Here is a 20,262-nt window from a genome sequence, read left to right as displayed (position 1 = left end):
CCTCAGTCGGTGAGCTCGGGGTCCGGCAGCACGGGGCCCGCCGCGGCGCTCGGCCGGCCCAGGCCGAGGACCGCTCCCAGGACCAGCAGGATTCCGAGGACGGCCACCGGGCCGAGCGCCTCGTGGAGCACGAGCGCCGCGACCACGGCCGCGGCGACGGGCTCGACCAGGCTGGCCGTGACGGCGGTGCTCGGGGCCACGACGCGCAGCCCGGAGTAGAGCAGGACGTACGCGAGCGCCATCGTCAGGGCGCCGAGGTAGGCCAGCCACGCCAGCGCGGCCGGGTCGGCGGAGACCCGCGGACCGTCGACGACGCCAAGCACGGCAGCAGCACCGCGGTCCCCACGAGCGTCATCCCGCTCGTGAGCACCAGCGGCGACGTCGTACGGCTGATGGAGCCGCCCGCTGCGGTCGTGAGGGCGTACGTCCCCGACGCGACCGCGAGCAGGGCCCCGGCCACCGGTGCTGGCCCGGTCGAGGACTCGTGCCCCGCCACGCTGACCAGCACCAGGCCGGTCAGCGCCGCCGCGATCACGACCACCCGGCCCGGTGCCGCGGCGCGCCGGTGCCGGACCGCCTCGGCGACGGTCAGCAGCACCGGTGCGAGGCCCAGGCTGACCACGGTCGAGACCGCGACGCCGACCTGCGTGACCGACACGAAGTAGAAGCCTTGGTAGGCGGCGGTGCCGACGCCGACGGCGAGCAGTTGGCGGCGCCGAGTGCGGGCGACGCCGAGCAGCTCGCCGCCGCGGCGCAGGACGAGGAGCGCGACGACCAGCACGACCGTCGCGATCGCCATCCGCCACGCGCTGATCGTCACCGCCGACATCGGCTCCTGCTCGCGGATCAGCTGCACGGCGAGGCCACCGGTGCCCCACAGCACGCTCGCGGCGCCGACCTCGAGGAGGCCGCGCAGATGGGACCGGTGCTCCGCGACGGTCGGCGCGGACGACGCGCGCGACCTATGACTCATGGACGGGAGTCTCCCAGCGCCCGCCGTTCTCCTGCACCGGGCACCGTCCTGTGACGCCTAGGCTGCGCGCAGGACTTCTACCTCGCTGACGGCCGGGCTTCACTGCACCACGCCGGCACTCGAGCTCGCCGGCGCCAAGGATCAGTGGGGCCTCCTCGACAACCTGCACACGCAGGTCCGCCTCGGAAGCAGCCGCCGGCCACGCGGCCCAGCCGCTGACCCGCCGGCTGACGCGTCGCCGTCGACGGCCCCTTAGGGTGGCGGCGTTCCCAACCGGTCGGAGGTGTCAGCCGTGCCCCACGTAGAGCCGCCTGTCCTGCTGCTCCTGCTGCAGCGAGAGGGCGCCCCGCAGCAGCGGCACACAGCCGCATGGCAGGAGGCCTTGGCGCAGGACTCGGTGGCCGCCGACATCACGCATGTCTGGGCCGGTGAGGGCCCCGTCCCGGCAGGCATGGACCTCGGCTCGCTGGGGGCTTGCACGAGCGTCCTCGGGGTGTCCGACGACACGGTCGCCGTCGTGGCGGAGGCCACGGCCCAGCCCGGCCCCCACGTCGTACGACGCCTGGTCGACGCGGTGCTCGCGACGCCGGCGCAGGTCGTGGACGCGCGCGTCCTTCCGTTGGAGCTGACGCGGACGGACCAGCGTCCGCGCGGCTACGGGCTGGCCGATGGCGCGGACCCGGGAGCCGAGGTGCTCGAGGAGGTACGGCGCGCCTGGGCGGCCGGTGACACGCCTGCCGACCCCACACCACGGGCGACCGGCGTGTGCTGCGCGCTCCGGGTCGTCGACCTCCCCGCGCTGGACCGGGCCGTCCACGCCGCCCCTGACCAGGAATCCGACGACCTCGCCGCCGCGGCAGCCGCCGCCCACCTGACGGTCGTCGTCGCCACGGACGCCGTGGTCAGCCTTCCCGTCCGCGTCGATTGGGATGTCGAGGTCGCGGGGCGGGTGGTGTTCCCTCCCGAACGCGCGGAGCAGTGGGCTAGCTCCACGCACCCTGCGGACCTCCCGGCGACGTCGGTCGGCGCGCTCGCGAGCCGACTCGGCCTGCGACCTACCGAGCCGTCCGGCGACGATGCCCAAGCGGACGGGCCCTTCCTGAGCATCGTGACCCGCACCCAGGGCCGGCGACTGTCGTGCCTCGAGGACGTGCTGACCTGCCTCGCCGGACAGAGCGACCGCGACTTCGAGCTGCTCCTGATGTGCCACCGGACCACGCCGGAGGAGCGGGCCGCGGTCGAACAGGTCGTCGCGTCCGCGCCGGAGTGGTTGCGGGAGCGAGTCGAGACGCACCTCGTCGAGAGGGCCGGCCGGGCCGCCCCGCTCAACGACGGCTTCGTCGCCGCCCGCGGACGCTACGTCGTCGCGCTCGACGACGACGACACCGTCCTGGCGCACTACGTCGCGAGCTTCAAGGCCGCCGCCGTGCAGCACGACGGTCGGCTCCTGCGCGCCGTGGCCGTGCGGCAGGACGTCGTACCCCTCGGTGACGGCGGCGACGTCCGCGCCATCTCGGTCGACGACCCCTATCGCGAGTGGCCGCTGGACTTCAGCCTGGTCGACCACCTCTCCGACAACTACAGCCCGATCATGACAGTGGCGATCCCGCGTGGCGCCGTCCAGGACCTCGGACTCCGCTTCGACGAGACCCTCCCGACCAACGAGGACTGGGAATTCATCGTGCGGTGCGCGGCCCTCGTCGGCGTCGCCTCGGTCCGAGAGATCACCAGCGTCTACCGGTGGTGGCTCCGGACCGCGTCGTCGCGGGAGGCGCACTCCCTCGGTGAGTGGGACGACGCCCGGTCGCGCGTCCTGGCCGCCATCGAGGAGTCGGTCGTCCTGTTCCAGCCGGAGGAGGTACGACGACTCGTCGCCACCCTGACGCGGAGCCGGAGCGAGGTAGTGGCAGCGCACGAGCTCGCGGAGCAGACGGCCACCGCGCTGCACGAGGCCAACCTCGAGATGGCCGAGGTGCGTCAGGCCCACCGGGCCTCCGTCGCCAAGCGCAGGACCGTCGAGGCGCGCCTCGCGGACGTGAAGGACACCCTCGAGACGACCCGACTACGGGCACAGCGTGCGACCCGCGACCTGCAGCGAGCCGAGCTCGTCCACGAGGTGCAGGAGCGGATCCGCAACGGCACTCTGGAGGGACCCGAGAAGCCGCTGACCGACATGACCATCGACCGGCTGAAGCGGCTCGCCGAGTCGCCGGTGACGCGGGTCAGGCGACCGTGGTGGGGTCGCCGCTGACGCGACGGACGCGCTTGCCCTGGTGGGTGCCGCGCCGCTGACGGGGCCTGGCTCGGGCGACCGCCGAGAGCGTCACGAGCACGAACCACCCGAGCGGGATGGTCGCCATCGGCTCCGTGACGCCGATCAGGACGAAAGCCAGGCCGCCGAGGAGGGCGAGGCGAGCGATCGTCCAGTCGTCCTCGAGCTGCGAGGGGTCCGCGCTCGGCCGCGTGCGCGCCCACCCACGGCGCAGGAGCACCAGGTGTGCGACCAGCACCAGCACGACGCCGACGAGCCCCACCTCGGGCAGCACGTCGAACAGCGAGTTGTGACCGTGGGTGTACGGGATGAGCGTATTGACGAAGATGACCTCGAACACGTGGTTCGACGGCGCCGGCGCCCACGGGTGCCCCCAGACGGTGCCCCAACCCTGACCGAGGAACAGGTGGGGCTGGGAGGCGTCCCACACGACCTCCCAGAGGTCCGTACGACCGGAGAGCGTGGCCGAGTCACGGCCGAGCAGCGCGCCTAGGACCGGCCAGCCGAGCACCGCCCCGACCAGCAGCAGCACAGCTGCGATGGACAGCACGCGTCGCCCGCGCCGGGTGATCACCGAGTTCCACCGGCGTACGACGACCAGCAGGCCCGCGGCGGCCGCGATCACGCCGGCGGCGACGAACCCGGTGCCCGACTGGGACAGGAAGAGGCCCAGGCAGACCGTCGCGAACGCGAGCGCCCACAGGACGCGTGCCCACTGCAGCCGGGGCACCACAGCGGCGGCCGCGGCGAAGGAGAGGATCAGCGTGTAGGCCAGGATGTTGCGATTGGTCCCGACCCCGGCCAGGTAGCCGTCGGTCCCGGGCTCCACGAGGACACCCGGATTGCCCGTGTAGTACGCGTGGATCGACAACATGCACACCACGACCCCGCCCAGCAGGAGGCCGTACGCAATCGTGCGGGGGGCGGCGCACGCGGCGCAGACCACGCCGATGATCGCGATCTTCAGGTAGAGCACGAAGGCGAACCACGACGCCGGCGCCGACCAGGACCACGCCATCGACGTGACCATGAGGACCAGGAACATCGCGATGGGCCACGGCAGGTGGGGGAGGCGGAACCACGGGAGCGTGACGAGCGTCGCGCCCGCGGTGACCAGGACCGCCCGGTGGAAGGAGACGTAGACATCGGGCTCGATCGCCAGCGGGTTCGACAGGTAGAAGAACACCACCGCGATGGCGGGGACCCAGATCACGCTGGAGTAGCTGCCGGCCGCGGGGGGCTTGCTCCGCAGCGTGGAGACCAGGCTGGAGACCCGGCTGGAGATCACGGCGCGCGCTCGTGGACCCGGTCGATCGACGGCGACGTCCACTGCTGCTCCTCTCCTGCGCCCGGTGGCCTGCGGCGGGGGCCCAGGTTCGGCGCGCCCATCCAACACCACCAGCGCAACGCCTCGCCAAATCGATCGCTGCCGGACCTCCGCGTTACCATCGGTCAGTTGTCGAGGTGTGTCGAGGTCTACGGGGTTTCGTGATGGTGTCCAACAGTGTGGTGCGACGCGGAGCACTCGCGACCTGGGACGTCGTCTGCTGGGTCCTCGGCGCCGCCTTCGTGATCGGCATCCGCTACTCCTTCCGGATCACCCAGGTGCAGTGGGAGGCGATCCTCCAGTACCTCGTGCTCTCCTGTGCGCTGCTGGTCGTCGTCGGCATCGCGACGAAGTTCTACCGCGGCCGGTTCCTCGTCGGCTCGTTCGACGAGGCCCTCGGCCTCGCGCTGCACTTCATCGGCATCGCGGCGATCATGGTGATCACCGCTCCGCTCCTGAACCCGACCCTCCCGCGCAGCCTGCCGGTGCTGGCACCGCCGATGGCCCTCGTGGGTGCCGCCGCAGGACGGTGGTTCTACCGCGCCCTGCGCGATCGCGGCAGCGAGGCGAGGCGACGCGACGGCAAGCCGATCCTCATCTACGGCGCCGGTGACGCCGGGCGCCAGGTGCTGCGCCTCGTGCGCTCCGACGCCAGCCTGAACCTCCGCGCGGTGGGCTTCATCGACGACAACCCCGGCAAGCGCCACCTCCGCATCCACGGCGTCCCCGTCGTCGGTTCCGGTACGTCGCTCGCCGACGCCGCCGACGCCCTCGACGCCGCCGCCGTGGTGCTCGCCGTCCCCGGTGCGTCCGGCAAGCTCGTCGACCGCGTGCAGCGGCAGGCGTCCGAGGCCGACCTGGACGTCTTCGTGCTGCCCCGGCTCGGCGACCTGCGCAGCGGCCAGGTCAAGCCCGCCGACATCCGACGGGTGGAGATCGGCGACGTGCTCGGCCGGCGCCAGGTCGAGACCGACCTCTCGTCGATCGCGGGCTACCTCAGCGGGAAGCGTGTCCTGATCACCGGCGCGGGTGGCTCGATCGGCTCCGAGCTGGCCCGGCAGGTCCACGCGTTCGGACCGTCGGCGATGTTCCTCCTCGACCGCGACGAGTCCGCGCTGCACGCCGTACAGCTCGCGATCTACGGGCACGGGCTCCTGGACTCCCCCGAGACGGTGCTCGCCGACATCCGCGACCAGGGTAGCCTGCGCGAGATCTTCGCCGACGCGAAGCCACAGATCGTCTTCCACGCGGCGGCGCTGAAGCACCTCCCGATGCTCGAGCGGTTCCCGGCGGAGGGCTGGAAGACCAACGTCCTCGGCACCTACAACTTGCTCCAGCTCTCGGCCGAGTTCGGGGTCGAGCGCTTCGTCAACATCTCCACCGACAAGGCTGCCGACGCCTCGAGCGTGCTGGGGTCCACGAAGCGCCTCGCCGAGCAGCTGACCGCATGGCAGGCCGAGAGCACCGGCCTGCCCTACATGTCCGTGCGGTTCGGAAACGTGCTCGGCTCCCGCGGCTCGATGCTCCACACCTTCAACGCGCAGATCGCGGCTGGCGGCCCCGTCACGGTGACCCACCCCGACGTGACCCGCTACTTCATGACCATCCCCGAGGCGTGCCAGCTCGTGGTCCAGGCCGGTGCGATGGGCGGCGACGGCGCTGTGATGGTGCTGGACATGGGCGAGCCGGTGCGCATCCTCGACGTTGCGAAGCGGATGATCGCCCTCTCGGGCGTCAACGGGGTCGACATCGTATTCAGCGGCCTGCGGCAGGGCGAGAAGTTGCACGAGGTCCTCTTCGCCGAGGAGGAGTCGGCGATGCTGACCGATCACCCGCTGATCAGGTCGGTGTCCGTGCCTGCGCTCGACCCGGCCGAGCTGAACGACCTGACCAACGTCTCCGACGACCGCTGACCGGTTCGCTCCGGCTCGCCTCGGCGCGGGCCGACGTGAGAGCGTGCCAACCAACCTTCGACCGACGCAGCACCCCCTGACGAGGAGCATCCGTGACGCAGCAGACTTCCTTCCGTGGCGACGAGTTCACGGGAGCGACGGTCACCATCACCGGAGGAACGGGCTCGTTCGGCACCGTCATGGCGCGCCACCTGCTCGCGGTGGGAGTGGCGCAGGTCAACGTCTTCAGCCGTGACGAGGCCAAGCAGGACCTGATGCGCCGGTCGTTCAACGACGAGCGGATGCGCTTCTTCCTGGGTGACGTCAGGGACGTCGACTCGGTGCGGGCGGCAGTCACCGGAGCCGACTTCGTGTTCCACGCCGCAGCGCTCAAGCAGGTGCCGTCGTGCGAGTTCTTCCCGCAGCAGGCGGTCAAGACCAACGTCGTGGGCAGCCACAACGTGATCGAGGCGTCCGCGGCCGCCGGCGTGCGGGGCGTGGTCTGCCTCAGCACCGACAAGGCGGTCTACCCGGTCAACGCCATGGGGATGTCCAAGGCGCTGATGGAGAAGACCGCGCAGGCCTACGCGCGCAACAACCCCGACTCCGGCATGACGGTATCCATCACCCGCTACGGCAACGTGCTCTACTCGCGCGGCTCTGTCATCCCCGCCTTCGTCGCGCAGCTGCGCGCAGGCCAGGCGCTGACGCTCACCGAGCCGTCGATGACCCGCTTCCTGATGTCGCTGCAGGAGTCGGTCGAGCTGGTGCTGCACGCGTTTCTGAATGCCAAGCCGGGCGACCTGTTCGTGAAGAAGGCGCCCGCGTCCACCGTCGACACGCTGGCCCGCGCCGTCTGGGGGCTGTTCTCCGAGGCCGAGGCCGACGTCCGGATGATCGGCATGCGCCACGGCGAGAAGCTCCACGAGACGCTCCTCAGCCGCGAGGAGTTCGTCAAGGCGGAGGACCAGGGTGACTTCTTCCGGGTGCCGATCGACGATCGCGGCTTGCAGTACGAGAAGTACTTCACGGAGGGTGAGGACGCCGTGTCTCACGTCCGGGACTACGCCTCGGACAACACCGAGCGGCTCGACGTCGAGGCGACGCAGGCCCTGCTCCGGACGATCCCGGAGGTCAACGAGGAGCTCGCCCGCCCATGACCGCCGACGACGGCGCCCGTCGTCGTACGTCGTGACGGGTACGGACGACGCGGAGGCCCCTCCGGCGGTGCCCCGCGGCGGCCTCCTGGGGCGCCTGGCCGGGAGCCGCGTCCTCAGCACCTCGGCCACCAACATGGCGATCGCCAGCGGCGCGGCGATCGGCGGTGTGCTGCTCGCCCGCGGGCTCGGCCCCGAGGACCGCGGTGTGTATGCCGCGGTCTTCGTCTGGATGACCTACCTCCTCGCCGTGGGCGAGGGCGGCCTCAACGCGGCCGTCGTCTACTTCGTCAGCAAGGCGCCCGACCAGCTCGCGCGCATCACCCGGCTCGCGTTCGGTGGTGTGGTCCAGCAGGCGTTCGTCGTCCTCGGGGTCTCGGTCGGCGTGGTCCTCCTGCTCGACCTCGACGTCGACCTGACCCGCCACTACCTGCTCGGGTTCGGCCTGCTGGTCCCGGCGCTGCTCGGCGGAATCTTCACCGCCTCGATCTACGGCTCCGACCTCCGCCTCTGGAACCTCACGCGCGCCGTGCAGGTCCCGGTCTACACGGGCGGCATCCTAGTCCTGGTGGCCCTCGACGAGATCACGGTCAACCGCGCCCTGGTCGTCTACGGGCTGTCGGTCTCCGCCACCGGCCTCACCAGCGTGTTCCTCGCGCGGCGTCTGCGCGGCCGGGCGAGCGCGCTCCCCGACTCCGGCGCGGCTCCCGTCGACCGCAGGGCGATCCGGCACTACGCCGTCCCCAACGCCGCATGGGTAATCCCCGCGATGACCAACCAGCGCGTGGACCAGATGACCCTCAGCGTGACGGTGGCTCCCGCGTCGCTCGGTGCGTACGCCGTCGCCAGCACGTGGTCGCAGATGGCGACGCCCGCGATCAACGCGATCGGCAACGAGCTGCTGCCGCGGATCAGCGCGCAGACCGAGGGCGGGTCGAGGTCGGCCGCCGCGCGCCTCGCGCTGAAGCGTGCCGCGATCGGCGGAGCCGCTGCCGGCGTGCTCTCGTGCCTCACGGCGTGGCCCGCCATCCACCTGCTCTTCGGGTCGAGCTACGCCGACGCCGTGCTCCTGTCCGTCCTCCTCGCCCCCACGGCGTGGGGGATCTCCGTGCGACAGGTCGCGGGAGACGTGCTCCGCGGCGTCGGTAAGCCCCAGTCCGCTGCCCTCGTCGAGGCGGTGGCTCTCGTCGTGGGCGCCCCGCTCCTGCTGGTCGCGGGCCTGCTGTGGGGCACCGTGGCGGTCGCCCTGACGATGTCCGTGGTGTCCAGCCTGTCAGCGACGATCATGATGCGCCGTGCCTTGGCCGCGGCCGAAGGAAAGGCCCACACATGAGCGAGCGTCCCGACGTCTTCGCGTTCTACCTGCCGCAGTTCTACCCGATCCCGCACAACGACACGTGGTGGGGCGAGGGCTTCACGGAGTGGAACACGCTCCTCCAGGCCCAGCGGGGCTACCGGGCACCCCGGGAGGCCCGCCTGACGCCGGGAAGTCTCGGCTTTTACGACGAGCGCCTCACCGACACCCGCGCAGCGCAGGGCAAGCTGGCTCGCGACGCCGGCCTCGCGGCGTTCGCCGTCTACCACTACTGGTCGCTCGGGGACCGGGTGATGCCCGAGGTGGTGGACCGGATGCTCGCCGACGGCGAGCCGGACCTGCCGTTCTTCTTCTGCTGGGCCAACCACCACTGGACCCGTGCGTGGGCCGGCGAGCCGGACCAGATCACTTGGGAGCAGCAATACGAGGAGCTCGGCGACGACCGGCACATCGACTGGCTCCTCGAGGCGTTCGCCGACCCGCGCTACTACCGGATCGGCACCGCGCCGGTCATGGCCGTGTACGACGTCCAGGCGATCCCGCACGCCCGTGAGGTCTTCGCGCGGTGGCGCGAGCGGGTGCGGACCGCCGGGTTCTCGGACCTCGTCATCATCGGGATGGCCGCGCCCACGACCACGGCCAGTCCGGCCGACCACGCGCTCGACGCCTGGGTCCAGTCGTTCTCCGGCGCCGTGCAGGCGATCCCGGCCTGGCGGCGCGCCCTCGGCAGCCTGAAGTCCCCCTCGGGGGCGTACCAGTTCTTCCGTCGCGGTGACTACCGGCTGCAGCGCGAGGTGCTGGACGCCAACCTGCGCGAGCGCCGCCGCGGTGCCGACGCGGACCGGATCCCGCAGGTCGTCTCCGGGTGGAACAACGTGGGACGGCGGAGCTCGCGGGCCTGGTCGATGGCACACGACCCGGACGCCTTCGCGACCGACCTCGCCGACGCGCTCAAGTGTGCCCCCTCGATCTCGTCGCCCGACGGTGAGCGCCGCCTCGTGTGCGTCAACGCGTGGAACGAGTGGGGCGAGGGCATGGCGATGGAGCCGAGCGTGGAGCTCGGCAGCGCGATGCTCGAGCGCCTGTCACGCGCCCTGACGTAGTTCTGACCCGGCGCCTGCGCGGCGGTTGCGCAGCACCAGCCAGGCGAGCAGCACAGCGGTGAACCCGATGGCGAGCTCGCCGCCCTGGTAGAGTTGGTTGTTCGCCGACAGGTAAAGGACCTGGATGCCCAGGTAGAAGAAGACGACGCAGGCGAGGGGGTCGCGTCGAGCGACGGTGTCGCGCCATGCGAGCCCGAACACGTACCCGATGATCGCCATCAGTGGGACGACGCCGTAGAAGGAGAGGTCCGACGCCGGGTGGATGAAGAACGTTGACCACTGCACACCAGCGGTCCACCCCTGCTCGTCGAGCTGTCCCTCGTAGGTGCGCGCCTCGATGGCGTCCTCGTCGAACGGCACGAACTTGTCGAGGTTGTGGCGGATGAAGACCGAGAAGCCCAAGCCGTAGGTCGGCCGCCACGGAGCGTCCATCGCCAGTGACAGGCCCTTGTAGCCCTGGGTCATGTAGCTGGTCAGCAGGGCGCCCGTCGGCTGGGCCGCCTGCGGCACGATCGAGTAGAACGGGCTGCTGGTGCGCTCGACGCCGAAGCTGGCCAGGGCGGTCGCCGTCTTCGCCTCGTCTACGTCGTCCTTCTTGCCGCCCGAGTCCTCGACGTTGGACTCGACCCGTCCGGAGATGATCGTGTCGTAGTAGGCCAGGAACCCGCCGATGACGAGGACCGTGCCGACGATGCAGGCGGTGACCCGACGCCAGCGGCCGCGGGTCTCCGTCCCGGTGGTCGTCGCGACGAGCGCGAGGAAGAGCACGAGGTAGCCGGCGACCTCACCGACGTCCTGGTTCACCGCCTTCGAGATGCCGAGCGCCAGGCCGAGGACGATCGTGATGACGCCCAGGACGCGCGCGAGCCGCGAGAGCCGTGGCCAGAAGAACAGGGTCAGCGGGATCACGGTGATCGTGAGCGGCGCGACGATCATCCCGGCGTAGGTGGCGAACTGGGGGATCTCCAGCCCGGCCGCGGTCTTGTCGGCGTACGCCTTGCCGGGGTCGCCGAGGCCCTCGACCACGTCGGGGTACCAGCTGCCGGTGCTGTTGTAGACCGTCAGCGGGTAGAGCACGAGGAGGACGAGCGATCCGAGCACGACGAGCATGCTGGCCTGGAGGCGGCTGCTCGCCGTCTCCGACGCGGAGGTGTCCCGACGACGTACGGCCCAGGCGAACCCCAGGCACATGGCGACCAGGCAGGCCGTCAGGAAGCCGTAGACGGGCGGACCGTTGTCGATCCGCCAGTCGATCGGGCCGAAGGCCGAGAGCAGGATCGTCGCAGCGAACAGCCCACCGCCCGCCAGGATCGGGACGTATCGGGTGGCGCCGTCGAAGTTGAACAGCAGCGGCGCGTCGGTGTCCCTGAGCTGCGGATGTCGCAGCAGTCGTGACCGGCTCATCATTCGTCCCCCTTGGCCAAACGGAAGATGCGTGCCGCCTGCCGGTTGTTGTTCTTCTGGGTCAGCACGAAGTCGCGCCCACGCGCGCCGCGTCGAGCGAGCTCGTCGCCTCCGAGCGCGAACGCCGCTGCGAGCGCGGCAGCCATGCCGGCCGGGTCGGGTGGGTCGACCGTGAGGACGTGGTCGAGGTACTCCGCGGGCATCCCCGGGAGTCGCGTGGTCAGCACGGGGGTGCCACTCGCGAGGTACTCCATGGTCTTGGACGGGAACGAATACTGGGTGAACGTCTCGTCCGGCGGGCGCGGGTTCACCAGCAGCCACGCTCGCCGCTCGGCCTCGAGGACCTCCGCCAGCGGCACCGGGCCGAGGTAGGTGATGCGCGGGTCCCGCGCCGCGATGTCGGCGAGCTCGGCGGCGTACTCCCCCTGTCCCAGCACGATCAGCTCGGCCGAGCTGTCGTCCCAGGCCTGGAAGCCGCGCACCAGGGTCTCGAGGCCGTACTCCTTGCGGAGGGCGCCGGCGTAGAGGACGGTCGGGTGGTCCGACTTGGCGACGGGTGCCTCGTCCTGCTCCACCAGCCTGGCGTCGACCAGCCCCTCCATGACGATGTAGGGCTTGCCGTCCGTGTCGAGGACCTGGGCCATCTGCTCGGTCAGCACGACGTAGGCGTCGAGCATGGCGAGGGACGCCGAGACCGAGCGGCGGGCCGCACGGTAGACCGCACCGACGTGACGGTCGCTCGCGTCGTCGATGTCGATCATGTAGGAGTACAGGTCGGCGAAGATGCCGACGCGCGTCAGGCGCGCACCGCGCAGGCAGGGCAGCACGCTCGACATCGCCGACACGTAGGCCCCGTCGACGACCAGCAGCCGGGTCGCGGCCTTCCGCGTGCGCCACCGCCAGGCCAGAGCCCCGACGGCCATGCCGAGGGCGAGCCAGAGCTGGCGGACCACCGGGAGGTTGGGGAACGGCAGGTGGTCGACGGTGAGCCGGTCGGAGACCGCCTCGCGCCGTCGGGGCCACCACCGACCGGTGTGGAATTGGCGGGTGATGCTCCGCCCCACGAGCGAGTGGACGCGGCACCCCTGCTCGACGAGGCCGCACTGGATGAGGTTGTGGAACTTGAACGACGCCTCTGGCATCCCGTAGCTGACGACCTGCGCACCGGTGCGCTCGCTGGCGCGCATCCGCTGGAACTCGGCCTGCGTCGGGGCGCTGGAGACGTAGAGGACCTCGACCTGCCCGCTCATCCAACGGCCCCCCGGCGGGGCAGACCGAGCGCGGCGCCGAGCGCCACCCACGACGCGTGGAGGGCGTCCGGGTCGGGCGGTGCCGGCGTGACCGCGGAGGTCGCCTCGCGGCCCAACCACGACGGCGTACGTCCGGTGCGCTCCGCCAGGTCGAGGTGGGCCGGGATGGGGGAGGCGAGGACGACGCCCGGGGTCAGCGCGAGGGCCTCGGTGAGCGAGAACCCGAGGCTCTCGAGCCGGCTCGGCAGCACCACGGCGGCGGCACGACGGAGCGCGGCCAGCATCACTGGACGTTCCACCGGTCCGCCGACCACCTCGATGCCCAGGGTGGCGGCGACGCGGCCGACCTCCGGCCAGCACCCCGACCCGTCGTCGGAGCCGGCGAGCACCACGGTCCGCGGCAGCTCCGCGCGGGACGCGACGAGGGCGAGCCCGAGGAGTGGGTCCTTGTACCAGGTGATGGTGCCCGGCAGGAGCACGAACGGGCCGTCGGGCATCCCCGTCTTGTCGTCCGCGGCGTCGAGCACGTCCATCGGGTGGAGGACCTCCGCGACCTCGACGTCACCGGAGGTGCGCCGGGTGACCAGCTCTGCCATCGCGGCGGTCAGGGCGACGACCTTCGACGCGCGCCGGAGGTTGAGCGCGGACAGGATCCGGCGCTGTCGCATCCGTCGCTGCATGCGTCGCGGGTACGGACGCGACAGCTCGTCGAACTCGGCGTCCGGGAGGAAGTTCCACGCGTTCTGGACGAGGACGGTCCCGCCCCCCGAGAGCGTGGGGCGCGCCGTCTCGACGATGTGCACGTCGGGCGAGAGGTCGAAGCCGACCCGGTCGAGGGATTCCTCGACGACCCGACCGCCGAAGGACCGCCGTGTGCCGGAGCTGTGGTTCGGAGAGGTCATGAGGTCCTGATGCCGGACCAGGCATGGTGACGCCCGGCGGTGGACAGGATGAAGCGGACGACCCGGTTGCTGGTGTCGGTCACCTCGTAGCCGCCCGGCATCGACGAGGTGACGGCGCCATGGGCGATCGCGACCCCGACGGCGCGTAGGACGTCGCCCTCGTCGAGACCGGTCATCATGATCGAGCCGGCGTCGAGCGCCTCGGGCCGCTCGATCGAGTCGCGCAGCGTGACGCCTGGGAAGGCGAGGATCGCCGACTCCTCCGAGATCGTCCCGGAGTCGGACAGCACGCAGGCGGCTTGCATCTGAAGCTTGTTGTAGTCGTGGAAGCCGAACGGCTCGAGCCAGCGGATGTCACCCTCGACGGCCTCGCCGAGCGCCTCGAGGCGCTTGCGCGTGCGCGGGTGGGTCGACACGACGACGGGATGGCCGTAGGCGTCGTGGACCGCCCGCAGGCAGTCGAGGAGCATGCGGAGGCGCTCGGGGGAGTCGACGTTCTCCTCGCGGTGGGCGCTGACGAGGAAGTAGCGGCCGGGCTCGAGGTCGAGGCGGGAGACGGCGTCTGAGGCGTCGATCCCGTCGCGGAAGTGCTCGAGTACCTCACGCATCGGCGAGCCCGTCACGAGGACCCGCCGCGGGTGGAGCCCCTCGGCGAGCAGGTTGCGCCGGGCGTGCTCGGTGTAGGCCAGGTTGAAGTCGGCGACGTGGTCGACCAGGCGGCGGTTGGTCTCCTCCGGGACGTTCTCGTCGAAGCAGCGGTTGCCGGCCTCCATGTGGTAGGTCGGGATGCGCATCCTCTTGGCCATCACGGCCGCCAGGCACGAGTTGGTGTCGCCCAGAACGAGCACCGCGTCGGGCCACTCGGTCCGCAGCACCTCTTCGGTGGCGATGAGCACGCCGCCGAGGACGGCGCCCAGGCTGCTGGTGTCGACGCCGAGGTAGTGATCGGGCGCGCGCAGGTCGAGGTCCTCGAAGAACACCTCGTTGAGGGACCGGTCGTAGTTCTGGCCCGTGTGCACGAGGACGTGCTCGACGCCCTCGGTCGCCTCCAGGCGGGCGATCACGCGGGAGAGCCGGATGATCTCGGGTCGGGTGCCGACGACGGTCATCACCTTCATCGCGGGCGCACCTCCTCGGGGTACTGGTCGGGGTCGTGGGGGTCGAGCAGCTGGTCTGCCCAGAACATGGTGATCAGGTCGTCGTCGCCGACGTTGTCGAGCGCGTGCACCCAGAGGGTCGGCATGTCCACGAACGCGGGCCGGTCACCGGAGAGCCGGAACGTGACGACGTCGTCGTGCAGCAGCCGCCGCAGGGAGATCTCGGCCTCGCCCCTCACCACGAAGAACCGCTCAACCTTGCGGAGGTGGTAGTGGTGGCCACGGCCCTGCCCCGGGACGGTCGTGGAGACGAACGCCTGCGCGGTGCCGCCGTGGGACCGGGCCGTCTCGAAGAGGCGACCGCGCGGGTCCTCGTGGACCTGGGGCTCGATCGGGAACGCCGACGGGAAGAGGTAGGAGCGGTAGGTGTTGAACAGGTCGACCGCGAACGGGTCGCCGAGGTCGGGCAGCTCGCCCCGCTCGGAGTAGAGCTCGTGGAAGTGGCGTACGCGCCCCAGGACCTCGGTGACGGTGTGCTCCTCGCCGGGCACGAGGTGGGTGGCGTCCTCGCGCTGACGTGCGGCGTCGATGAGGGCCTGCGCGGCGCCCTGGGCATGCACGAGCGGCACGCTGCGGTCGACGTGCACCTCCGGGCTGCCGCCGCTGGCGACCTCGTGGCAGAACGTCGCCACGAACGAGTTGTAGGCGGGTCGGCCGTGCTCCCCGAAGAGGTTGGGCAGGACGACGTCGGCAGTGGTGCCGGGGAGGGAGCGCAGGATCTCGGAGGCCTGGCGCTTGCCTCGACCGTAGGGGGAGTCCTGGTCCTGGTGGATGGTGTTGGAGTAGACGACGTGGACCGGCCGGCCGTCCAGGCCCGCGGCGACGGCCTGTGCGAGGTCGACGTTGCCGTCCTCCACCTCGTCGTCGGTCTCCGCGCGGTTGACGCCGGCCAGGTGCAGGACCGTGTCGACGTCGGCGAGCGCCTCGGCCAGGCGGTCGGGGTCGGACATGACCTCACGCCCGAGGCGTACGGCGTCGACGCCGTGGCGCGCGCGGAGCCGGCACGCCGTGTGCCAGCCGAGGAACCCGTGTCCCCCCGTGATCGCGACCTTCATCGCAGTTCCTTCCACCCGTCGAGCCCTGCTGGTGCTTCCCACCGGCTCCGTAGCCACCCGTCCACCTGGCGCTGGCCGAACCACATCATCTCCAGCCGCCTGCTCTCACCCGCCATCCGCGCGGAGTGCCGACCGAGGCGCGAGGCTGCACGCACGGCGGCCGTGGCCAGGCGGACCGGGACGTGCCGGGGCTCGCGACCGCCGAGGCGACGAACGAGCTCCGCGACCGTCAGGCCCTCCCACGGATGGAGGACGATCGCCGGGGGAACATCCTCGTGGAGGGTAACAAAGGTGATGGCGTCGGCCACGTTGGGCACCAGGGCCTGAGGAGTCGGTCCGTCGCCCGCCCCGGCCACCGACGCGAGCGGTGAGGCGAGGACCCGCGCGAGGGATCGCGTCACGTCGCGACCGGGCCCGTGCACGGACGTCGGGCGGAACACGACGACCGCGTCCTCGGACGCGAGGCACTCCTCGGCGAGCGCCTTGGTGGTCGAGTACGGACTGAACGGCGCACGCGCGTCGGTCTCGTCGAGCACCGGACGGTTGCCCTGGACGGCGGCCGTGCTGACGTGGACGAGCCGGCTGCCCGTCGGGCGTGCCGCTGCGACGACCAGCGGGAGGAGCGAGTTCGCTCCCGCGAGCTCCGGCGACACCGAGGTCGTGGCCGCGGACATCCCGGCAGCGTTCACCACGGCCGTGCAGCCGGCCAGCCGGCCGCGGAGCGCCTCGACCGCGTCACGCACCTCGGGGCGCTCGAGGTCGCGGTGCAGCTCGGCCACGGTCGAGGCCTCGCTCGTCAGGCGCGGTGCCGGGACCGACACCACGTCGGCGCCACGCGCCTGAGCCGCCTCGACCACCGCACGGCCGACGAAGCCGCTCCCGCCGACGACCGCGACCCGGCTCATCGCCGGCTCCCGACGGCTGCCTCGAGGAGCTGCTCGAGGCGCGCGGCACCGACCGACCGGCTCATCTCGCCGGCGTACGCGGCGCGGCCGCGCTCGCCCATGGCCCGGAGCTCCGCAGGATCGGCGTGGGCGACCTCGCGCAGCGCGGCGGCCAGCGCCTCCGGATTGCCGGGCGGGGCGACGAACCCACACCCTGCACGGCGTACGACGTCGGCGGCGTCGCCCGCCACCGCGCAGACGACGGGCAAGCCGCAGGCCATCGTCGCCTGGAGCTTGCTCGGGATCGTGCCGCGGAAGAGCGGGAGGTCCTGCAGGGACACCAGCTGGGCGTCGGCGGTCGCCATCAGCGACGGCATCTCGTGCATCGGGTGGCTGCCGAGGAACCGCACCCTGTCGGCCACGCCGAGCTCCGAGGCCAGTGACCGCAGCCCCGGGACCGCTACCCCGTCACCGACGAACGCAAGGGCGAGGTCGGGCAGGTCGTCGAGCTGGCGCAGCGCGCGCACGGCGTTGTCGAGTCCCTGCACGTCGCCGATGCCACCGGCGTACATCACCCAGCGTCGGTCGCTGTGGAGCGGGGAGGGCGAGACCGGCGGCGCCGGAGCGAACACGTCCTCGTCGACCCAGTTCGGGATGGACACGGGTGCCACGGTGCTGCCACGGCGCGACAACGTCTCCGCCATCGTCGGCCCGATGGCCGCGATCCCGGAGGCGTTGCGGTAGAGGCGGCCGAGCCAGGAGTGCAGGGCTCGCTCGACCCCGGCGGTGGCCTTCGCGCCACCGATGAAGCCGCTCGCGGTGACCGTCTCGGGCCACAGGTCCTGGACGTAGAGCACGTAGGGGACTCCCCACACCCTGCGGAGCGTCATCGCCGCTATCCCGACGGTGGCCGGGGTGAGGTAGACCAGGCACACGTCGGCATCGCGCAGCCAGCCGACCTGCGCCGTCGCGGAGGCGGCGAAGGAGCCGAGGCTCACCATCCGGCGCACGGCGGAACGGTCGTGGCTCGGCACGTCGGGCACGCGGAGGAGCGGGATGCCCTCGTGCACCTCGGAGGCGCGCACCCGCATCCGGTGGCCGTCGTACACCCGGCCCAGGGGATAACTGGGGAAGCCTGTCAGCACGCGCAGGTCGTGGCCCCGGTCGTGGAGGGCGCGCGCGATCGCGGTCGGGTGGGCGGCCGAGCCGGTCTCGGGCTCGTACCACTGCGAGATCATCCCGACCCTCACCGCGCCACCTCCAGGTGTCGCTCGAGGAGGGCGGGCAGCGAGAGGTAGCCGGCGACCACGACCGCGGCGACGGCGACCGCGGCGGGCGCGGGGAGCGCGAGCGTGGCGGCGCACACGACGATCCCGCCGAGGACGACGACCGCGGTCGATCCGAGGTGGAAGAGGCCGACATCGAGGAGGCGCTGGTAGACGTGCGACCGGTGGGCCTGCATCAGGGACTCGCCGCGGAGGGCGCGACGCACCAGCGTGCCGCTGGTGTCGGCGAGGTAGATCGTCAGCGGCGCGAGGGCCACCAGGAGCGAGCCCTCGGCGAGCGCGGTGACGAGGGCGAGCACGCCCACCAGCGCCCCGACGCCGTAGCTGCCGACGTCGCCCAGGAAGACCTTGGCGCGCGGCGCGTTCCACGGCAGGAAGGCGAGGGACGCGCCGACGAGCGCCCATGACGCCACCCGGACGAAGTCGTCGCCGTCGCCCGAGGACACGACGCCGTACCAGCAGCCGGCCAGGGCCGCGCTGGAGGCGGAGATGGCGTTGACGCCGTCCATGAAGTTGAAGGCGTTGACGTAGGAGACGAGCCACACGCAGCCGACGACGGCCACGAGGAGCGCGGGCCACGTCGAGTACGTGCCGACCGCGACCGCTGCTGCGACGCCAGCGGAGATCGCTGCCTGCAGTGCGAGCCGGAGCGCGGCGGGGAGGTGCTTGAGGTCGTCGACGAGGCCGAGGAGGGCGAACGCGACGACCCCGGCGCAGGCCACGACCACCGACCACGCCGTCACGTCGGCCAGCTCGGAGGTCGCCAGGGCGACGGTCGCGACCGCCACCGCCCATCCGACGAGCACGCCGATGCCGCCGCCCCGGGGCACGACGTCACGGTGCGACGAGCGCTCGTTGGGTACGTCGACGACCTGGGCGCGACGGAGCAGCGCGAGCAGCGGTCCCATGACGACACTGGTGGCGACGAGTGCGAAAGCGGTGGGCAGGATCACATCATCACCACACCCGTCAGCACGCCAGCATCATAGTTTGCGCCGGCCCTCACGACGAAGTCGCAGCCTCGTCCGCAGCGCCTGGTCGGGGTGCCTCCGTGCCGTCAATCGGGCGCTCCCGCGGGGTCACCAGGTAGGCGATCCCGAAGACGAGCGGCCAGCCGATATACCAGTAGAACTCGTAGCGGTAGAACGCCTCCTTGACCGAGGTCTCCGGCACCCAGAACGCGGCGAGCGACGCCAGCAGGACCATCAGGGTCACCGACATCACGGCCCACACGTCGCGCAGCGAGCGGACGAAGAAGGACGAGACGCAGAGCGTGACGAGGGTCGCCAGGATCGGGACGACCGATCCCCACGTGCCGCCCGGACCGGCGGTGTGCTCGAACAGCACCGTCATCGTTCGGTCGAGGTAGCCGCCGCTCGGGAAGAGGATCGGCGCGGCGAAAAGCACGAGCGTGGCGACCAGCACCGGCACCAGCCAGGCGAGCGTCCGGCGCAGCCCGAACCGCCGCAGGAACAGGACGCCGTAGGGGATCCCGATCGCCCACATCGTCCAGCGGTAGTCCAACGCGAACGCCATCAGGAGGGTCCACGTCGCCTGCGGAAGCCAGCCTGCCCGGCGCGACGCGAGGCGGTAGCCCCAGGCGCCCGCGACGACCACGAAGAACGGCGTCAGGCCGTTGTCGTTGAGGTAGGGAAGGGTTCCGCGGCTCCAGGGGGACGCCGAGATGAGGACGGCGACGGCGAAGCCGGCGCGCGGTGCGACGTGCTCGGCCAGCGCCACGCCACCCGCCCAGGCCACCGTCAGCTGGAGGAACAGCGACCCCATCAGCAGCATGAGGGGCACGGAGAGGATGAGGCCGCCGAGCAGGGCGATGACCGGGTTGCCGGTGTGCGTGGACAGGGCGTAGGGATCCTCGAGGTGGATCAGTGCCCGGGCGCCGATCTCGATAGCCTCGGTGTTGTCGGCTCCCTGGGCCCGCGCCACCCGCATGCCCAGGTCGTAGGCGACGAAGTGCAGCAGGACGGCGATCGAAGCGACGATCGTGAGCCACCGCGGGATCCGGTGCGACCAGGGCGCGAAGGACACGGCCCACACGACGAGGACCACCCCGGCAGTCCAGACGACGAACGGCACCGTCGGCGCGGGCCACGTCACCTCCGGCCAGGGGTGCCAGAGGCCGAACGAGAAGCCCGTGGTCAGCAGGAGGAGCCAGCACGCCGCCGCCTCCCGCACGCCCCATGTGTGGAGTCGCTCGCGCGCCTGCGGTGCTTCCGGCGCTCGGGGGGCGCGGTCGACCTCACGCGTGGTCACTCGGACTCCGATCT

At 71.6% G+C, this 20,262-nt stretch carries 17 protein-coding genes; 5 read left to right on the top strand and 12 right to left on the bottom strand.

From position 1 onward, the window contains the following. Positions 1 to 2 precede the first annotated feature (2 nt). A complete protein-coding gene (locus tag ACS3YM_RS16400; RefSeq protein WP_439937500.1) occupies positions 3 to 323 on the bottom strand; it encodes an EamA family transporter in 321 nt (106 codons plus the stop codon). Then, positions 245 to 973 (bottom strand): DMT family transporter, encoded by a 729-nt coding sequence (locus tag ACS3YM_RS16395; RefSeq protein WP_439937499.1) that lies wholly within the window; start codon positions 971 to 973, stop codon positions 245 to 247. The genes ACS3YM_RS16400 and ACS3YM_RS16395 overlap by 79 nt, the downstream gene beginning before the upstream one ends. A gap of 292 nt (positions 974 to 1,265) precedes the next feature. Between ACS3YM_RS16395 and ACS3YM_RS16390 the strand changes: the two genes are divergently transcribed. After that, the gene (locus ACS3YM_RS16390; protein ID WP_439937498.1) at positions 1,266 to 3,224 is read left to right on the top strand and encodes a glycosyltransferase; all 1,959 of its coding nucleotides are present in this window, start codon (positions 1,266 to 1,268) and stop codon (positions 3,222 to 3,224) included. On the opposite strand, the gene ACS3YM_RS16385 is transcribed toward ACS3YM_RS16390, so the two are convergent. Then, on the bottom strand, positions 3,196 to 4,533 hold the full coding sequence (locus tag ACS3YM_RS16385; protein WP_439937497.1) for an O-antigen ligase family protein: 1,338 nt from the start codon (positions 4,531 to 4,533) through the stop codon (positions 3,196 to 3,198). The genes ACS3YM_RS16390 and ACS3YM_RS16385 overlap by 29 nt on opposite strands. A gap of 203 nt (positions 4,534 to 4,736) precedes the next feature. Between ACS3YM_RS16385 and ACS3YM_RS16380 the strand changes: the two genes are divergently transcribed. The 4 genes from ACS3YM_RS16380 to ACS3YM_RS16365 all read left to right on the top strand — a co-directional run bounded on the left by ACS3YM_RS16380 (position 4,737) and on the right by ACS3YM_RS16365 (position 10,039). Further along, positions 4,737 to 6,485 (top strand): polysaccharide biosynthesis protein, encoded by a 1,749-nt coding sequence (locus ACS3YM_RS16380; protein WP_439937496.1) that lies wholly within the window; start codon positions 4,737 to 4,739, stop codon positions 6,483 to 6,485. 92 nt (positions 6,486 to 6,577) lie between these two features. Beyond that, positions 6,578 to 7,624 (top strand): polysaccharide biosynthesis protein, encoded by a 1,047-nt coding sequence (locus ACS3YM_RS16375; protein ID WP_439937495.1) that lies wholly within the window; start codon positions 6,578 to 6,580, stop codon positions 7,622 to 7,624. A gap of 31 nt (positions 7,625 to 7,655) precedes the next feature. Then, positions 7,656 to 8,954, top strand: coding sequence for a lipopolysaccharide biosynthesis protein (locus ACS3YM_RS16370; RefSeq protein WP_439937494.1), 1,299 nt, complete (start codon positions 7,656 to 7,658; stop codon positions 8,952 to 8,954). Beyond that, on the top strand, positions 8,951 to 10,039 hold the full coding sequence (locus tag ACS3YM_RS16365) for a glycosyltransferase WbsX family protein (RefSeq protein ID WP_439937493.1): 1,089 nt from the start codon (positions 8,951 to 8,953) through the stop codon (positions 10,037 to 10,039). The genes ACS3YM_RS16370 and ACS3YM_RS16365 overlap by 4 nt, the downstream gene beginning before the upstream one ends. Here the strand turns inward: ACS3YM_RS16365 and ACS3YM_RS16360 are convergent. The 9 genes from ACS3YM_RS16360 to ACS3YM_RS16320 all read right to left on the bottom strand — a co-directional run bounded on the left by ACS3YM_RS16360 (position 10,022) and on the right by ACS3YM_RS16320 (position 20,170). Then, on the bottom strand, positions 10,022 to 11,443 hold the full coding sequence (locus ACS3YM_RS16360; protein ID WP_439937492.1) for a hypothetical protein: 1,422 nt from the start codon (positions 11,441 to 11,443) through the stop codon (positions 10,022 to 10,024). The two genes, ACS3YM_RS16365 and ACS3YM_RS16360, sit on opposite strands and share 18 nt — an antisense overlap. Further along, positions 11,443 to 12,693: a glycosyltransferase gene (locus ACS3YM_RS16355; RefSeq protein ID WP_439937491.1), complete on the bottom strand. Its 1,251-nt coding sequence runs from the start codon at positions 12,691 to 12,693 to the stop codon at positions 11,443 to 11,445. Before ACS3YM_RS16355 ends, ACS3YM_RS16360 begins: the two co-directional genes overlap by 1 nt. After that, positions 12,690 to 13,595, bottom strand: coding sequence for a hypothetical protein (locus tag ACS3YM_RS16350; protein WP_439937490.1), 906 nt, complete (start codon positions 13,593 to 13,595; stop codon positions 12,690 to 12,692). Before ACS3YM_RS16350 ends, ACS3YM_RS16355 begins: the two co-directional genes overlap by 4 nt. Next, positions 13,592 to 14,713, bottom strand: coding sequence for a non-hydrolyzing UDP-N-acetylglucosamine 2-epimerase (wecB, locus tag ACS3YM_RS16345; protein WP_439937489.1), 1,122 nt, complete (start codon positions 14,711 to 14,713; stop codon positions 13,592 to 13,594). The genes ACS3YM_RS16350 and wecB overlap by 4 nt, the downstream gene beginning before the upstream one ends. Then, positions 14,710 to 15,807, bottom strand: coding sequence for a polysaccharide biosynthesis C-terminal domain-containing protein (locus tag ACS3YM_RS16340; RefSeq protein ID WP_439937488.1), 1,098 nt, complete (start codon positions 15,805 to 15,807; stop codon positions 14,710 to 14,712). The genes wecB and ACS3YM_RS16340 overlap by 4 nt, the downstream gene beginning before the upstream one ends. Further along, entirely contained in the window at positions 15,804 to 16,712 is a 909-nt protein-coding gene (locus ACS3YM_RS16335; protein WP_439937487.1) for an NAD-dependent epimerase/dehydratase family protein, read from the bottom strand. Before ACS3YM_RS16335 ends, ACS3YM_RS16340 begins: the two co-directional genes overlap by 4 nt. Further along, complete coding sequence (locus ACS3YM_RS16330) at positions 16,709 to 17,941, bottom strand: glycosyltransferase family 4 protein (RefSeq protein WP_439937486.1); 1,233 nt, start codon at positions 17,939 to 17,941, stop codon at positions 16,709 to 16,711. The genes ACS3YM_RS16335 and ACS3YM_RS16330 overlap by 4 nt, the downstream gene beginning before the upstream one ends. Then, complete coding sequence (locus ACS3YM_RS16325; protein ID WP_439937485.1) at positions 17,938 to 18,885, bottom strand: hypothetical protein; 948 nt, start codon at positions 18,883 to 18,885, stop codon at positions 17,938 to 17,940. The genes ACS3YM_RS16330 and ACS3YM_RS16325 overlap by 4 nt, the downstream gene beginning before the upstream one ends. A 94-nt stretch (positions 18,886 to 18,979) precedes the next feature. Then, complete coding sequence (locus tag ACS3YM_RS16320) at positions 18,980 to 20,170, bottom strand: hypothetical protein (RefSeq protein WP_439937484.1); 1,191 nt, start codon at positions 20,168 to 20,170, stop codon at positions 18,980 to 18,982. Between the last annotated feature and the right edge of the window lie 92 nt (positions 20,171 to 20,262).

It is taken from the genome of Nocardioides sp. N13(2025) (assembly GCF_051912545.1).
In the GTDB taxonomy this organism is placed as follows: Bacteria; Actinomycetota; Actinomycetes; order Propionibacteriales; family Nocardioidaceae; genus Nocardioides.
This window is presented reverse-complemented; position numbering and strand designations above follow the sequence as displayed.

Coding starts and splice junctions, on each gene's coding strand:
- ACS3YM_RS16395 (WP_439937499.1), bottom strand. CDS start 973: ATGAGTCATAGGTCGCGCGCGTCGTCCGCGCCGACCGTCGCGGAGCAC.
- ACS3YM_RS16380 (WP_439937496.1), top strand. CDS start 4,737: ATGGTGTCCAACAGTGTGGTGCGACGCGGAGCACTCGCGACCTGGGAC.
- ACS3YM_RS16365 (WP_439937493.1), top strand. CDS start 8,951: ATGAGCGAGCGTCCCGACGTCTTCGCGTTCTACCTGCCGCAGTTCTAC.
- ACS3YM_RS16360 (WP_439937492.1), bottom strand. CDS start 11,443: ATGAGCCGGTCACGACTGCTGCGACATCCGCAGCTCAGGGACACCGAC.
- ACS3YM_RS16355 (WP_439937491.1), bottom strand. CDS start 12,693: ATGAGCGGGCAGGTCGAGGTCCTCTACGTCTCCAGCGCCCCGACGCAG.
- ACS3YM_RS16350 (WP_439937490.1), bottom strand. CDS start 13,595: ATGACCTCTCCGAACCACAGCTCCGGCACACGGCGGTCCTTCGGCGGT.
- wecB (WP_439937489.1), bottom strand. CDS start 14,713: ATGAAGGTGATGACCGTCGTCGGCACCCGACCCGAGATCATCCGGCTC.
- ACS3YM_RS16340 (WP_439937488.1), bottom strand. CDS start 15,807: ATGAAGGTCGCGATCACGGGGGGACACGGGTTCCTCGGCTGGCACACG.
- ACS3YM_RS16335 (WP_439937487.1), bottom strand. CDS start 16,712: ATGAGCCGGGTCGCGGTCGTCGGCGGGAGCGGCTTCGTCGGCCGTGCG.
- ACS3YM_RS16325 (WP_439937485.1), bottom strand. CDS start 18,885: ATGGGACCGCTGCTCGCGCTGCTCCGTCGCGCCCAGGTCGTCGACGTA.